Raw genomic sequence first — 13,980 nt, forward strand, 5'->3', positions numbered from 1 at the left:
AAGGCGCGCTGTCAGGCTGCGGACAAGTCGGAACCGCCTGTGCTGCCGACGGACATCATGAGGACATGGCACACCACGTCCCAACCCAGGTGGGAGTACAGCTTTTGCCCGTCCAGTGAGGCGAGCAAGAGTCCGTTTTGGACGTCGTGGGCGAAGGCCTGGGCGGCCAGGGCCTTCATGATGAAGCTGCCGAGGCCCCTGCGCTGGAAAGCAGGCTCGGTAACGATCTTGTCGAATACCGCGGTTCCGTTGACCACGTAGACCCGGCCGCTGGCGGCAACCTGCTCACCGGAATGGACCACGGCGTAGTGCACGCCGTTGGACTCGGAGGTTGCCAATTCCAGATCGTCGTCAGGAAGCCAGGGATCCTCGGCATCCTGGGTTTCCATGTCCACGATCATCATGGTTTGGGAGGCCGAATTGACGGTGAGGCCGTGCTGTTCGGCGAGGTACTTGTACCGTTGGACGTCGTTGGTGAGGACCGTCAGGATACGGGTGTCGGCCTCGGACGTCTTGGCGGCAAGGGTGGCGAATTCTTCGTCGGAAGGATCGTGGGCGAAATACTCCCAGTCACCGGTCTTGTCGGCGCGGAGTGCGGCGGGGAAACGTCCCTCTTGACGCGATTCATAGCCCCGGCAACCGGACCAGCCGGCTACCCAGACTTCCAAGAGGTGCGCGATGTCTTCAACCAAGGCGTCTGGACTCATGTAGAGAGACTATGCCAGGGCTCCTGGAAGCAACAGAGCACGCAGGCCCCAGCATTCCGTGCTTATGAAATTGTGACGTCAGCGCGCGATTCTAGTGCACCAAGTACCCTTTAACGGTGGCTTTGAACCGAATTGTGCTTTTCTATGGCTTTACTCCGATCGCCGATCCTGACGCGGTGCGTCTCTGGCAGCGTGCCCTGTGCGAGAAGCTGGGCCTCACGGGCAGGATCCTCATCTCCAAGGATGGCATCAATGCCACGGTGGGCGGCGAGCTGAACAACATGAAGCAGTACGTCAAGACCACCCGGGAGTACAAGGGCTTCCACGGCATCGACGTCAAATGGTCGGAGGGCGGCGCCGACGATTTCCCGCGCCTCAGCGTCAAGGTCCGCGATGAGATTGTGTCCTTCGGTGCGCCCGGCGAGCTGAAGGTGGACGAGCACGGCGTGGTGGGCGGCGGCAAGCACCTGCAGCCCGAGGAACTGCACACCTTGCTGGACGCCAAGAAGGCCGACGGCGAGGACGTTGTGTTCTTCGACGGGCGCAACGCCTTCGAGGCCCAGATCGGAAAGTTCAAGGACGCAATCGTGCCGGACGTCGCCACCACGCACGACTTCATCAAGGAGTTGGACTCCGGCAAGTACGACGCCCTCAAAGACAAGCCGGTAGTCACGTACTGCACCGGTGGTATCCGCTGCGAAGTCCTTTCCAGCCTCATGGTCAACCGGGGCTTCAAGGAGGTCTACCAGTTGGATGGCGGCATTGTCCGCTACGGCGAGACGTTCAAGGACCAGGGCCTCTGGGAAGGCTCGCTGTATGTGTTCGACAAACGCATGCACGTGGAGTTCAGCGACGACGCCAAGACCATCGGGGAGTGCGTCCGGTGTGCCTCCCCAACCAACAAATTCGAGAACTGCTCCAACCCGAGTTGCCGGACGCTCACGCTTTACTGCGCGGAATGCGCCTCGGACCCGGCAACGCTGCGGTGCCCCGGGGGTTGCGAGGCGGCCTGAGCGCCGGAGTCAGAGCCGGCTGACCCGGTAGGCGAAGTTCGCATCGGACCTGGCGCCTACCGTGATGTCCAGGATGGCGTCCTTGTCCAGTTGGACCACGCTGACGCGGGCGTTGGTGCACCCCAGTGTCAGGTCCACCAGATCGGATTCGCCCATCCGGACGGTGAAGGTGACCCGCCTCGTGCCCCGGCATGCCAAGGTGACGGCATACGTGCCGCCGGGCAATTGGACGGTCTGTTCGGTCTTGGATTCGCCGGGACTCAGGTAGCCGCTGCTTGAGTAGAAGGACCTCCCTTGCGATTCCGGCAGCGCCGACTTGGCCCATTCCTCCAAGGCGTCACCGGTGACAGTCTGCTGCAGGGACGGATCGGGAGGGAGCACCACGTTGCTGCCCGCCGGCGCCGTGGGTGTGGCCTGCGGAGTACCTCGGTCGTCATAGGTGTACTCGCAGCCCGTCAGGGTGCCGCCCAGGCCAAACAACAGTACGACGGCGGCACTCGCCAGCCGTCGCGACGTCACCGAGCCAGCCAACGCGCCGCCCATGTTCTGACTTTACGCTTGCGGGCTAGGCCGCCATAGAGGGCGGATGCGGGATTTAGCCCGCTGCCGGAACCACTTGGTAAGCAAAGATCAAGGGTGCATCGACGCTGCTGGCCGAGATGCTGAGGTCCGCTGCGGCCGGGACCTTGATCTTGGCCACTTCGCGGCTTCCGTTGCAGGCGGCGCCCGCGTCTGCAATCTGCTTTCCGCCGGTGCTGACGGCGAAGAAAGCCTTGCCACCGCCATCGCACGCCATGGTGAGCGTATAGGTTCCGGCGGGCACGCTGGGCGAGTCCTTGACAATCGGATCACGGTTCAGGATCTTTCCGGAGTCCTCCAGGACCACGCCGGCAGCAGCAGGCAGCGCATCCTTCTTCCAGGCGGGAACGTCTGCGTGGGCGATGTCCACTGGCTGCTGGCATGCCGTGGGAGCCAACAGCGTTGCCGCAGCGACGGCAACAAGACCGGCAGGGCGCCGTGCGGAGGAGAAAATGAGCATGATTCAACGCTACCGGGTTCCGGGGCCCGGCTTTTCCACATAGGCCATCCTGTCCGGAGACCAGGCTGAAACAGCGCCAATAGACTTGCTGGGTGAACCAAACCCCAACAGCTTTTACTTCCGGTGCCACTGCCGACGCTCCCCGCAGCGACCGTCCCGGCCTTCTCGCGGCGTTGGCAGCCAACCTTCGCGCCATCCGGTACACAGTGGATGGCGTCGCGGATTTCCTTGGCGAATCCGCTTATGAGGCACTCGGCAGGGACCAACTCATTCCGGCACTCCTGGTCACTGAACGGCACACGGGGGCAGGGCAACCAGGAGCGTCGGCCTTGTCGGTGATCGTCCGGCTGTGGCTCCTCGCGGTTCCGCAGACGGCCAGAGACGTGGACGCTGCGCTGCCGGATGTGGGGGCGGCTGGTCTCGCCGAGCTCGGGCTGGTGACTCTTGAAGGTGAAGTCGTGTCTGCGAAGGCGGATCTGCGGCCTTATGGCTGGGACGCCAACGCGGATGGAACCGGGGGAGCGGAACTGTGGGTGGCCAGCGACCTCGCTGCCCACCAGCAGCCGGGTGTCCTGAGGCATGATCACGTTCTCGGGATAGGCCAGGCGTCCACCACGCTCGTTCAAACCACCATCCGCCACCACACCGCGCGGGCCCTGGATGTGGGCACCGGGTGTGGAATCCAGACTTTCCACCTGTTGCATCATTGTGAGCACGTGACTGCCACGGACATCTCCGAACGTGCCCTTGCTTTCACCAGGTTCAATCTTCTTCTCAATGCTTCCGAACTCGGGTTGGATCCAGGAAACCTGGAAGCCCGCGTGAGCCTCAGGCTGGGCTCTTTGCTGGAGCCGGTTGCAGGGGAAAAGTTTGGACTGGTGGTGTCGAACCCCCCGTTCGTGATCACTCCGCGGAGCAGCGGAGAGTCTGCTGCCGATCAGTTCACGTATCGAGACGGCGGACTCCCGGGCGACGACATAGTCTCCTCGCTGGTGACCTCATTGGCCACGGTTCTGGAACCGGGTGGAACGGCGCAGATGCTGGGAAACTGGGAGATTCCCTCGGGTTCGGAGTGGCAGGACCGGCCAACGTCCTGGCTCCAAGGCTCAGGCCTGGACGTGTGGTTCATCCAGCGTGAGCAGGTGGGTCCGGAGCAGTATGCCGAGACGTGGCTCCAGGACGCTTCGGAGGGCAGGGACCGCGCCCATTACCAGGATGCATATGCCGCCTACCTTGACGACTTCGCTTCCAGGGACGTTGAAGGCATTGGCTTCGGCATGATCTGGCTGCGGCGTCCTTCAGACGGCGCGGAAGTCCTCAGGAGGTTCGAGGAAATCACCTACCCCATCGAGCAGCCGATCGGTCCGCACCTCGGAGCTGCCGTGGATCGCGCCGACTGGGTTGCCGGCAACAACCTCGCGGAGGCCCACTTGCTTGTCGCCGACGATGTCACGGAGGAACGGCACCAGCGCCCGGGAGCCGAGCACCCTGGCGTGATCCTGCTCAGGCAGGGCGCAGGACTTCGCCGGACCAACTTGCTCAGTTCGGAACTGGCCGGCTTCGTGTCCACGTGCGATGGTGAACTGTCCGTGGGCCAGATCATCACCGCACTTGAGGTGCTCCTGGGCGGGGGAGCGGACTTTGATGCGGATGCGTTCCGTGAAGGGCTGTTCAACGACGTCCGGAACCTGGTCCGGGACGGATTCCTGCTCCCGGACGACCAGCTGCCCGGCCATGAGGTGCCTGGCCGCCAGCTGCCCGGCCATGAGGTGTCAGCATGACGGCGGCTTACACGCCGCGCGCCACCAGCACCAGCCCTCCAGCAAGTGACCCTGATTACACTGATGAAGTGAGTGTAAACAACGAGGCATCCGAGGCAGAAGGCGGAGTTCCGCGTCGCAAGAGGGCCGAAAAGACGGTGGAGATCACCGATCCCAAGGCCATCCGCGCCCTGGCCCACGCGGCCAGGCTTGAAGTCATCTCGGAACTCTACGCCACGCAGGTGAGCCACACCGCCACCGAGCTGGCCGCCAGGACGGGACTGACGCCCAGCGCCATGAGCTACCACCTCCGTGCCCTCCAGAAGTGGGGAATCGTGGCTCCCGCGGAGAATGCCGGCGACGCCAGGGAGCGTCGCTGGAAGGCCGCCGGTACGGACTTCACCATCTCGGGAGGCAGCGTGGCAAGCCCCGAGATCGCCGTCGTCGACCTGGAGCTGGATGCCTTCCGGCGCAGGGCTTCCGCGTTCGCCAAAGCACGGGGTGAACGGAGGCAGCGGGGAGACACCGCGGAGGAACCGGCGGCGGTGGTCCTGGCAAGCAACCTTCTGTACCTGACCAATCCGCAGCGCAAGGAGCTCTCCGACAGGATCCGGGAGGTCATCAGGGAGTACGAACTGGACGATCCCACCCGGATTCCGGACGGCGCGGAGCGCGTGGCCACGCTGTGGTCGATGATCCCGGACGACCGTCTGGCGCCCGGCCAGTAACCGTCCCAAACCGGCCGGGGTTCCCGGCCAAAAACGCAGAATTCTGCAATTTATGGTGAACTAGGCCAATATGGGCACCAGCCCAATGACACATTTTTTCTGTAGGAGCACCGTGCCCAGCAAGGCAAAAACCGGCAAGAAACTCGTGATCGTGGAGTCTCCGGCCAAGAGTAAGACCATCGCCAAATACCTGGGCGAGGGCTTCATCGTCGAGGCTTCGATCGGCCATATCCGGGACCTCCCGCAACCGTCGGACCTCCCTGCAGAACTGAAGAAGACGTCCCTCGGCAAGTTCGCCGTCGATGTCGAGAACGACTTCAAGCCTTACTACGTTGTCTCGCCGGACAAGAAGAAAAAGGTTGCCGAGCTCAAGGCCCAGCTGAAAGACGCTGACGCGCTGTACCTCGCAACCGATGGGGACCGCGAAGGCGAAGCCATCGCGTGGCACCTCCTTGAGGTCCTGAAGCCCAAAGTCCCCGTGTACCGCATGACCTTCGGTGAAATCACCAAGGAAGCCATCCACCGTGCCATGGACAACCTCCGCGACGTGGACACCGCCTTGGTGGATGCCCAGGAAACGCGCCGTATCCTGGACCGCCTGTACGGCTACGAAATTTCTCCGGTCCTGTGGCGGAAGGTGGCCCGCGGGCTTTCTGCGGGCCGCGTGCAGTCCGTGGTCACCCGCATGGTGGTTGATCGTGAACGGGAGCGCATGGCTTTCCGTGCAGCCTCCTACTGGGATCTGACGGGCCAGTTCGGCGCGGACTCGGGTTCCTTCAAAGCCAAGCTCGCCGCCGTGGACGGTTCCAAGGTGGCCACGGGGCGCGACTTCAATGACAACGGTGAGCTCACGTCGTCCAGCGTGGTGCACCTCAATGAGGAACTTGCCACGTCCTTGGCTGCCGGGCTGGAGAACGCCGATTTCCGCGTCCGCTCGGTGGACACCAAGCCGTACACCCGGCGTCCGGCCGCGCCGTTCACCACGTCCACGCTGCAGCAGGAAGCCGGCCGTAAGCTCCGGTTCTCCTCCAAGAGCACCATGCAGGTGGCACAGCGCTTGTACGAGAACGGTTACATCACCTATATGCGTACCGACTCGTCCGCATTGAGCGATGAGGCTGTTACGGCTGCCCGCCGCCAGGCCGCCGAACTTTACGGCCCCGAGTATGTTCCGCAGGGTCCGCGCGTCTACGCCAACAAGGCCGCCAACGCCCAGGAAGCCCACGAGGCCATTCGTCCCGCAGGAGACTCTTTCCGGACCCCTGCCCAGGTAGCGCAGCAGCTGAGCGGCGACGAGTTCCGCTTGTACGAGCTCATTTGGAAGCGCACGGTCGCCTCGCAGATGGCCGATGCCAAGGGTTCCACTGCCACTATCCGCCTGGGTGCCGTGGCAGCCGATGGCCGGGACGCTGAGTTCTCGGCATCCGGTACGGTCATCACCTTCCCCGGCTTCCTGGCTGCGTACGAGGAAGGCAAAGACGCCAGCCGCGAAGATGACGACTCGGACGAGGCCCGCCGCCTCCCCAACGTCGCCAAGGACGACTCCCTGACGGCTTCAGACATTGTTGCTGTTGGCCACGAAACTTCTCCGCCGCCGCGCTACACGGAAGCCTCGCTCACGGCTGAACTGGAAAAGAAGGGCATCGGCCGCCCGTCCACGTACGCGTCCACCATTTCCACCATCCAGGACCGTGGCTATGTGCGGAAGCAAGGCTCGGCCCTGGTCCCCAGCTGGATTGCATTTTCCGTGATCCGCCTGTTGGAGCAGCACTTCACGGACTACGTCGACTACGAGTTCACTGCTGACATGGAAGGCGACCTGGACAAGATCGCCAACGGCCAAGCCATTGGCGCCGCGTGGCTCAAGCACTTCTATTACGGTGAAGACGCTGATCCCGGGTTGTTGAGCATCGTGAACAACCTGGGTGAGATCGACGCCCGCGAGATCAACTCCGTGCCGATCGCCGACGGCATCATGCTGCGCGTGGGCAAGTTCGGTCCGTACCTGGAGAGCACCATTCCAACGGTGGACCAGAAAACCGGCGAGGTTGTTGAGTCTGCCCGCGCCAACGTTCCGGAGGAACTTGCTCCCGACGAGCTGACGGCTGCCAAGGCCATCGAGCTCATGGAAACTGCCGCGCCGGAGGAACGCGTCCTTGGCGCCGACCCGCACACCGGTCACACGGTGGTGGCCAAGAACGGCCGCTACGGAGCATACGTCACCGAGATCATCCCTGAGCTGACCGAGGAACAACTGGCCAACCTGCCGGTGGAGTACTACAAGAACGGCAAGCCCAAGCCACCGAAGAAGCCCGTGAAGGCAAAACCGCGCACGGGTTCGCTTTTCAAGTCCATGACGGTTGACACTGTCACCCTGGACGAGGCCCTGCAGCTCATGAGCCTTCCCCGTGTCCTGGGCGAGGACGCCGAGGGGAACCCCATCACGGTGCAGAACGGCCGCTTCGGTCCGTACTTGAAGAAGGGCACGGATTCGCGTTCCATCGGCTCCGAAGAGGAAATCTTCACCATCACGCTGGAACAGGCCTTGGAAATCTACTCCCAGCCCAAGCAGCGGGGCGCGCGTGCTGCCGTGCCGCCGCTGGCTGAGTTCGGTCCGGACCCGGTCTCCGAGAAGAACATCGTGGTGAAGGAAGGCCGCTTTGGCCCCTACATCACCGATGGCGTCACCAACATTACGGTGCCGCGGTCCACGTCCCTCGAAGAGCTCACCAGGGAACGGGCCATTGAGCTCCTGGCTGAAAAGCGCGCCAAGGGACCGGTTAAGCGGACCGCCACCCGGAAAGCTCCCGCGCGAAAGGCTGCGGCAAAGAAGTAACCCGGCTACATCTGCCTGCCGTGACGTACCGCGAATTGCGTCCCGGCAGGCATCATGGTCGAGTAGAAGCATGACTGAACAGACAGTTTCACCCGACAACGCCCCCTTGAACGACCTGGAAGCCAAGCTTGCCCTGGCCGAAAAGCCGGACGCGAACCCGGTGGACGTCATCCTGGCTTTCCTGAACAACGAGGTGTACCTCGTCAGCTCGGAATCCGTGGACGGCCCTGACTCGTCGGTGGAGCCGCTGGTCCTCTCCAACGCGGACGGACAGCCCGTCCTGGCGGTCTTCAGCCACCCCAGCCGCGTCGACGCACGCTTCCTGGAAGCGGCACCGCATGTCCTGGGCACCTTGGGTTCGGCCATCCTTGGCAACATCGGCGATGAGCTCGGCCTGGTCATCAACCCGGGAAGCGAGCACGGCTTCGAAATCGATCCCGAGGGAATCGCCAACATCCGCAGGGACTTCAAGCGCGCTGACGAAGTGGACGGTTCCGCGGACCAGCAGGCAACGGCACCATAGGACACCGCCGCGTCAGCGAAACGTCGCCGCGAAGTTGCTTCACGGGGTTCGAATCGGTGAATAATGGCAGAATGCGTCTTGGCGTTCTCGACATCGGTTCCAATACCGTCCACCTGCTGCTCGTGGATGCCCACCCTGGCGCGCGTCCGGTAGCTTTCGCGTCCCACAAGCGCCCGTTGAGCCTGGTCCAGTACCTCGACGAAGACGGCAACATCAATGATGCCGGACAGCATGAACTGGTGGAGTTCGTCCTTGAAGCGTGGGAGTTCGCCGCGCGCCACAAAGCGGAAGACCTGCTGGCGTTCTGTACGTCGGCCATCCGTGAGGCCACCAACGGGGCCGAGGTCCTGGCCAGGGTGAAGCACGAAACCACCGTTACCCTGCAGGAACTGACCGGCAGCGAAGAAGCATCCATGACGTTCTTCGCGGTCCGCCGTTGGTATGGGTGGGGCGCAGGTCCCATCCTGGACTTGGACATCGGCGGTGGCTCCTTCGAAATGGCCTACGGAACCGATGAATTGCCGGAATTCGCCACCTCGGTTCCTTTGGGAGCCAGCCGCCTCACCCGGGACTGGCTCCACGAGGATCCGCCGACGGCCAAGAGCGTCAAGGAACTGCGCCGCTACATCCGATCCACGCTCAAGCCGGTGGTCCGCGAATTCCATCAACTGGGCCGGGCCAACCTGGTGGCCGGCACGTCCAAGACCTTCAGGTCGCTGGCCCGCATTGCCGGCGCCGCTCCGAGCGCTGCGGGGCCCTACGTGAAGCGCGAGCTCCATGCCGCGGATCTTGGTTTGTGGGCCCAGCGGATTTCCGCGATGACCGTTGCTGACCGCCTCTACCTGCCTGGCGTTTCGGACGCGAGGGCACGCCAGCTCCTGGCCGGCGCCTTGGTGGCGGAGGCGGCCCTGGAACTGTTTGAGTTCCCCAAGATGGAGATTTGTCCTTGGGCCCTCCGTGAAGGCCTGATCCTGCGCCGCCTCGACCAACTGGTCTTTGAGGAGGCCTTGGACCCGGCGCCGCACGTTGGCAAGCGCAAGAAGGACAAGTCCAAGAAAAAGGCCAAGGAAGACGGGAAAGACCAACAGGACCACCCCATCAAGGATTTCCCGGTCCCGGTGAACGATCCCGCCCCAGCACCCATCCCAGCCCCCGCAGCAGCCGGGCTGGCCTCCTGAGATGAGTACCGACGTCGAACCTGTTGCCAACAACCGCCAGATACCGGTGGCGCTGTCCAGCGCATCGGTCTATCCACTGAGCGTCCATGACGCGTTCGCCGTCGCGCAGGACCTGGGCTACGAAGGCGTGGAGGTCATGGTGACCAATAACGCCGTCAGCCAGAACCCGGATGCCCTTGTCCAGTTGAGCCACCGGTACAAGCAGCCGATTGTCTCGATCCACGCGCCTACCTTGCTCCTGACGCAGCAGGTGTGGGGATCCGCGTGGAACAAGATCGAGCGGTCCTGCCAGATGGCCAAGGAGGTGGGCTGCGACACGGTGGTGGTCCACCCGCCGTTCCGTTGGCAGTCGAATTATGCAGAGAATTTCGCTGAGGGTGTCCGCGAGATCGCGGCCATGTACCAAGTACACATTGCCGTGGAGAACATGTATCCGTGGCGTGTGCGTGGACGTGAGGCCGTTGCTTACCTGCCGCATTGGGACCCGTTGGGACAGGATTACGACGACGTCACGTGGGATTTCTCGCATGCGGCAACTGCCGGGGCCAACAGTCTGGAAGCGGTCCAGGCCTTGGGCAGCAAGCTCCGGCACGTGCACCTGACGGATGGTTCGGGTTCGGGGAAGGACGAGCACCTGGTACCCGGAACCGGTACCCAGCAGTGCGCCGACGTCCTCCAGCACTTGGCATCCAACGGATTCGACGGCGTGGTGGTGGCCGAGATCTCCACCCGCAAGGCAAAAGTTGCCGGGGAGCGCGAGGAAATGCTTGCCGAAACATTGCGCTTCGCGCGGCAGCATCTGAGTGTTCCCCTGGTCCGGAGCCTGGACAGCTAGCTGAGCAAGAGCACGGAAAGCCCGGACCCGTTGGCCCGGGCTTTCCCACGCGCGCGTGCCGTGGCCTCCTGGCCCGGCCCCAAGGCCCGGCCGCCTGCCTTAAACTCGGCCCACCTGCCTTAAAAGCGAAAGCACCGGCGGCCGAATCGGGAAATGGGGGAAAACCCGCCCCGGCCACCGGTGCTGCTGGCGGACATCCCCATGCCCGCCTCATCACTCGCACCCTCAATGAGGTAACTACTAAGTTACGGACCAACCATGGGCGCCGCCTGCAATAACCTTGTGAACTAGCTGGGAATCCTGGACTGGTGCGGCCTGGACCCGCGCCGGCGTTCGACCCGCCCAAGGGCCAACTGCCATGATGGAGCCATGAGCAACCGAATCGCATTCCTTGGCTGTGGATCCATGAACGAGGCAATTCTTGGCGGTCTTCTCGCCGCGGGTGCCGACCCGTCCGATGTTGTCGCCACGGTGCGTCGCGCCGAGCGGGCGGAGGAGCTGGCCCAGCGCCACGGCGTCATGGCGATCGCCGGCGAAGAGGACCCGGACAACAACAAGCTGGCCACCAAGGGCGCCGGAATGGTGATCCTTGGCGTCAAGCCGGTTGGCATTACGGACCTGGCCCGGGAGATCAGTCCCGCACTGGGCAAGGACACCATCGTGGTCAGTGTGGCTGCCGCCGTTTCCCTTGCCCAACTCGAAGCAGCGCTGCCGGAAGGGCAGCCGGTGATCCGCACCATGCCCAACACGCCCGCCAAGCTGGGCCGCGGCGTGGTTTCCGTATCGCCCGGAACGCACTGCAGCCCTGAGCAGCTCCAGCGTGCCAAGACGGCGCTGGCAGGTGCCGGCACTGTTGTGGAGGTGCCCGAGGACCAAGTGGACGCCTTGTCCGCGATCAGCGGCTCCGGACCCGCCTATGCGTTCTACCTTGCGGAGGCCATGGCCGCTGCCGGCGTCGAACTCGGGTTGGATGAGGAGCTGTCGCTCATGCTGGCGCGCGAAACGGTGGCCGGTGCGGGCTTCATGCTCGCCGAGCCCGGCGCGAACCCCACAGACCTGCGCGTGGCGGTGACCAGCCCCAACGGCACCACCGAGCGCGCCATCGCGGCGTTCAACGACGGCGGGATCCCCAGGATCATCGCGGACGGCGCCCGCGCAGCGGCTGCGAGGGCGGCGGAGATCACCAAGCAACTGGGCTAGGCGCCAAGCAAGCCAAGCTACGGGCGGGCCGCGAAGCGTTCCAGCAGGTCCACGTGTCCGGACACGATCAGCATGTCGTGTCCGGACACTTTGGTTTCCGGACGCGCGTAGGTGAAGTCCTCACCCGGCGTCTTCACGCCCACAATGGTGACGCCGTACTTCGAACGGACCTTGGATTCCTCCAAGGTGAAGCCCACGGTTTCCTTGGGCGGGTACATCTTGACGATCGCGTAGTCGTCGTCGAATTCGATGAAGTCAAGCATGCGCCCGGACACGAGGTGCGCGGCACGGACACCGGCGTCGGCTTCGGGGTAGATGACGTGGTTGGCGCCGATCCTGCTGAGGATCTTGCCGTGGGACGGCGTGATCGCCTTGACCCAGAGGTGCTGGATGCCCAGGTCAACCAGGTTCACGGTAATCAGCACGGACGATTCGATCGAGGTGCCCACGCCCACGACGGCCGAGCTGAACTCCTGCGCACCGAGCTGGCGCAGGGCGTCGATGTTGGTGGCATCCGCTTCCACGACGTGGGTGAGCACCGGAGCCCATTTCTGGACCAGGCTGCGGTCGCGTTCGATCGCCAGGACCTCTCGGCCCTGCTTCACCAATTGCTCAGCCGTGGCCGAACCAAAGCGGCCAAGGCCGATCACCAGGACCGGTGCGTTGTGGGCGGGACGGTTGGCCGCCCCCTGGGTGCTAGCCAATGATTGGCCTCTCTTCCGGGTAGTGGAACAGCTGGCTGCGTTGGCGCAGGGCCAGGCCCGCAGCGAGGGTAACGGTGCCGACGCGGCCGGCGAACATGAGGGCCGTCAGGACATAAACGCCCGACGGCGGCAGCTCGGCACTGAGGTTGGTGCTCAGTCCTACAGTGGCGAAGGCGGAAATGGTTTCGAAGAGCACCCGGTCCAGCGAGGCTCCGCTGATGGACAGCAGCAGGAAGGCCGCGACGGACACCAGGGTGGCGCCGGCAACGATCACGGAAATGGCAACGCGCATGGTGCCTTGCGGGATGGTCCGGCCGTACACCTTGACGTCAGCGTCGCCGCGGGCTTCGGCGATGATTGCCAGGAACATGACGGCGATGGTGGTCACCTTGATGCCGCCGGCCGTTGATGCCGAGCCGCCACCGGCGAACATGAGCGCGTCGGTGAGCAGCATGGTGGTGGATTCCATGTGGTTCTGGTCCACCAGGTTGAAGCCGCCGGACCGGGTCATGACAGAGGCGAAGAGCGAATGGATGATCTTGTCGCCCAGGTCCATGTGCGCGATGGTGCGCACATTGTCCCACTCCATCAGTGCCCACAGCACGGTTCCGGCCAGCAGGAGGATGAAGGAGACCTGGATGGTGAGCTTGGTGTGGAGGTTCCACTTCTTCCAGTTCAGGCCATTCTGTTGGAGCACCATCACCACGGGGAAGCCGAGGCTGCCCAGGAACACCCCGAGCATCAGGGGGATGAGGATCCACAGATCGGTTTCGTACGGGACGATCCCGTCCGAGTGGGGCGTGAAGCCGGCGTTGTTGAAGGACGAGATCGAGTAGAACACGCCATGCCACACGGATTGCCAGAACGGCTCACCCAGAAGCATGAAGCGCGGAATCAAGGCCAGGGCCAAGGCGGCTTCGATCACCACGGAGGTGGTGATGACGATCCGGAGCAGCGTGCCCACTTCGCCGAGCCGGCCTGCGTTGTTCATGGCTTCCTGGGCAATGAGCTTTCCACGGACGCCAAGCCTCTTACTGACCATGAGCGCCAGCAAGGATGCCAGTGTCAACGTGCCCAAGCCACCGACGAAGATGCCCACCAGGATCACCAATTGTCCGAAGAAGGACCAGTGGGTTGCCGTGGAGACCACCGTCAGCCCGGTGACGCAGACGCTGGACACTGCCGTGAACATCGCTTGGTGGAGCGGAGTGGCTTCGCCCGAAGCCGAGGAGGCAGGCAGGGACAGGAGCCCGGTAAAGAGCAGGATGACCAGGCCGAACGCCACGAGTGCCAGACGGGCCGGGGAAGTATTGGCTATGTTGTCGATGAAGTCGCGGGCACGTGTGAAGATCCACAAGCCTTCACGTTCCGGCTGGCCTGGTTGCCAGTTGGCCGAGGCGGTGGACCGCGACTGGCTTTGAGACATGGCGCTCTTCCTCAAGTGAACATACTTTCCT

The 13,980-nt window shown here is 63.7% G+C and carries 13 protein-coding genes; 8 read left to right on the forward strand and 5 right to left on the reverse strand.

Annotation, left to right across the window (positions count from 1 at the left end; translation table 11 throughout):
• Nucleotides 1–11: 11 nt before the first annotated feature.
• Nucleotides 12–707 carry a GNAT family N-acetyltransferase gene (locus ACIPY3_RS21830; protein ID WP_397325638.1) on the reverse strand — a complete coding sequence of 232 codons (696 nt, stop codon included), beginning with the start codon at nt 705–707 and terminating at the stop codon, nt 12–14.
• Nucleotides 708–823: 116 nt separating this feature from the next.
• Here ACIPY3_RS21830 and ACIPY3_RS21835 point away from each other — a divergent pair, with 116 nt between their 5' ends.
• Nucleotides 824–1,720 (forward strand): rhodanese-related sulfurtransferase, encoded by an 897-nt coding sequence (locus ACIPY3_RS21835; RefSeq protein WP_400337387.1) that lies wholly within the window; start codon nt 824–826, stop codon nt 1,718–1,720.
• A gap of 9 nt (nt 1,721–1,729) precedes the next feature.
• Here the strand turns inward: ACIPY3_RS21835 and ACIPY3_RS21840 are convergent, their stop codons facing one another.
• Together ACIPY3_RS21840 and ACIPY3_RS21845 are read right to left on the reverse strand one after the other, a co-directional pair.
• A complete protein-coding gene (locus ACIPY3_RS21840) occupies nt 1,730–2,263 on the reverse strand; it encodes a hypothetical protein (protein ID WP_400337389.1) in 534 nt (177 codons plus the stop codon).
• A gap of 52 nt (nt 2,264–2,315) precedes the next feature.
• The gene (locus tag ACIPY3_RS21845; RefSeq protein WP_400337391.1) at nt 2,316–2,759 is read right to left on the reverse strand and encodes a hypothetical protein; all 444 of its coding nucleotides are present in this window, start codon (nt 2,757–2,759) and stop codon (nt 2,316–2,318) included.
• Nucleotides 2,760–2,851: 92 nt separating this feature from the next.
• On the opposite strand from ACIPY3_RS21845, the gene ACIPY3_RS21850 reads away from it, so the two are divergent.
• The 7 genes from ACIPY3_RS21850 to proC all read left to right on the forward strand — a co-directional run bounded on the left by ACIPY3_RS21850 (nt 2,852) and on the right by proC (nt 11,819).
• Complete coding sequence (locus ACIPY3_RS21850) at nt 2,852–4,540, forward strand: methyltransferase (protein ID WP_400337393.1); 1,689 nt, start codon at nt 2,852–2,854, stop codon at nt 4,538–4,540.
• Nucleotides 4,537–5,247, forward strand: a complete 711-nt coding sequence (locus tag ACIPY3_RS21855) for an ArsR/SmtB family transcription factor (RefSeq protein WP_400337395.1) — start codon at nt 4,537–4,539, stop codon at nt 5,245–5,247. Before ACIPY3_RS21850 ends, ACIPY3_RS21855 begins: the two co-directional genes overlap by 4 nt.
• 112 nt (nt 5,248–5,359) lie before the next feature.
• Nucleotides 5,360–8,083: a type I DNA topoisomerase gene (gene topA / locus ACIPY3_RS21860; protein ID WP_400337397.1), complete on the forward strand. Its 2,724-nt coding sequence runs from the start codon at nt 5,360–5,362 to the stop codon at nt 8,081–8,083.
• 70 nt (nt 8,084–8,153) lie between these two features.
• On the forward strand, nt 8,154–8,606 hold the full coding sequence (locus ACIPY3_RS21865; RefSeq protein WP_400337399.1) for an SseB family protein: 453 nt from the start codon (nt 8,154–8,156) through the stop codon (nt 8,604–8,606).
• 71 nt (nt 8,607–8,677) lie between these two features.
• Nucleotides 8,678–9,784 (forward strand): Ppx/GppA phosphatase family protein, encoded by a 1,107-nt coding sequence (locus ACIPY3_RS21870; protein ID WP_400337401.1) that lies wholly within the window; start codon nt 8,678–8,680, stop codon nt 9,782–9,784.
• Between the two features lies 1 nt (nt 9,785).
• The gene (locus ACIPY3_RS21875; RefSeq protein ID WP_400337403.1) at nt 9,786–10,619 is read left to right on the forward strand and encodes a sugar phosphate isomerase/epimerase family protein; all 834 of its coding nucleotides are present in this window, start codon (nt 9,786–9,788) and stop codon (nt 10,617–10,619) included.
• Between the two features lie 369 nt (nt 10,620–10,988).
• Nucleotides 10,989–11,819 carry a pyrroline-5-carboxylate reductase gene (gene proC, locus ACIPY3_RS21880; RefSeq protein WP_400337404.1) on the forward strand — a complete coding sequence of 277 codons (831 nt, stop codon included), beginning with the start codon at nt 10,989–10,991 and terminating at the stop codon, nt 11,817–11,819.
• 17 nt (nt 11,820–11,836) lie between these two features.
• On the opposite strand, the gene ACIPY3_RS21885 is transcribed toward proC, so the two are convergent.
• Complete coding sequence (locus tag ACIPY3_RS21885) at nt 11,837–12,523, reverse strand: potassium channel family protein (RefSeq protein WP_387439446.1); 687 nt, start codon at nt 12,521–12,523, stop codon at nt 11,837–11,839.
• Entirely contained in the window at nt 12,516–13,949 is a 1,434-nt protein-coding gene (locus ACIPY3_RS21890) for a TrkH family potassium uptake protein (RefSeq protein ID WP_400337406.1), read from the reverse strand. Before ACIPY3_RS21890 ends, ACIPY3_RS21885 begins: the two co-directional genes overlap by 8 nt.
• Nucleotides 13,950–13,980: the final 31 nt, after the last annotated feature.

The sequence above is a fragment of the Paenarthrobacter sp. NPDC089714 genome (genome assembly GCF_044748905.1).
Taxonomy (GTDB): domain Bacteria; phylum Actinomycetota; class Actinomycetes; order Actinomycetales; family Micrococcaceae; genus Arthrobacter.

Bases quoted from the DNA above. Each gene is read 5' to 3' on its own strand.
- ACIPY3_RS21845 (WP_400337391.1), bottom strand. From the start codon at position 2,759: ATGCTCATTTTCTCCTCCGCACGGCGCCCTGCCGGTCTTGTTGCCGTC.
- ACIPY3_RS21870 (WP_400337401.1), top strand. From the start codon at position 8,678: ATGCGTCTTGGCGTTCTCGACATCGGTTCCAATACCGTCCACCTGCTG.
- ACIPY3_RS21830 (WP_397325638.1), bottom strand. From the start codon at position 707: ATGAGTCCAGACGCCTTGGTTGAAGACATCGCGCACCTCTTGGAAGTC.
- ACIPY3_RS21840 (WP_400337389.1), bottom strand. From the start codon at position 2,263: ATGGGCGGCGCGTTGGCTGGCTCGGTGACGTCGCGACGGCTGGCGAGT.
- ACIPY3_RS21865 (WP_400337399.1), top strand. From the start codon at position 8,154: ATGACTGAACAGACAGTTTCACCCGACAACGCCCCCTTGAACGACCTG.
- ACIPY3_RS21855 (WP_400337395.1), top strand. From the start codon at position 4,537: ATGACGGCGGCTTACACGCCGCGCGCCACCAGCACCAGCCCTCCAGCA.
- ACIPY3_RS21890 (WP_400337406.1), bottom strand. From the start codon at position 13,949: ATGTCTCAAAGCCAGTCGCGGTCCACCGCCTCGGCCAACTGGCAACCA.
- ACIPY3_RS21875 (WP_400337403.1), top strand. From the start codon at position 9,786: ATGAGTACCGACGTCGAACCTGTTGCCAACAACCGCCAGATACCGGTG.
- proC (WP_400337404.1), top strand. From the start codon at position 10,989: ATGAGCAACCGAATCGCATTCCTTGGCTGTGGATCCATGAACGAGGCA.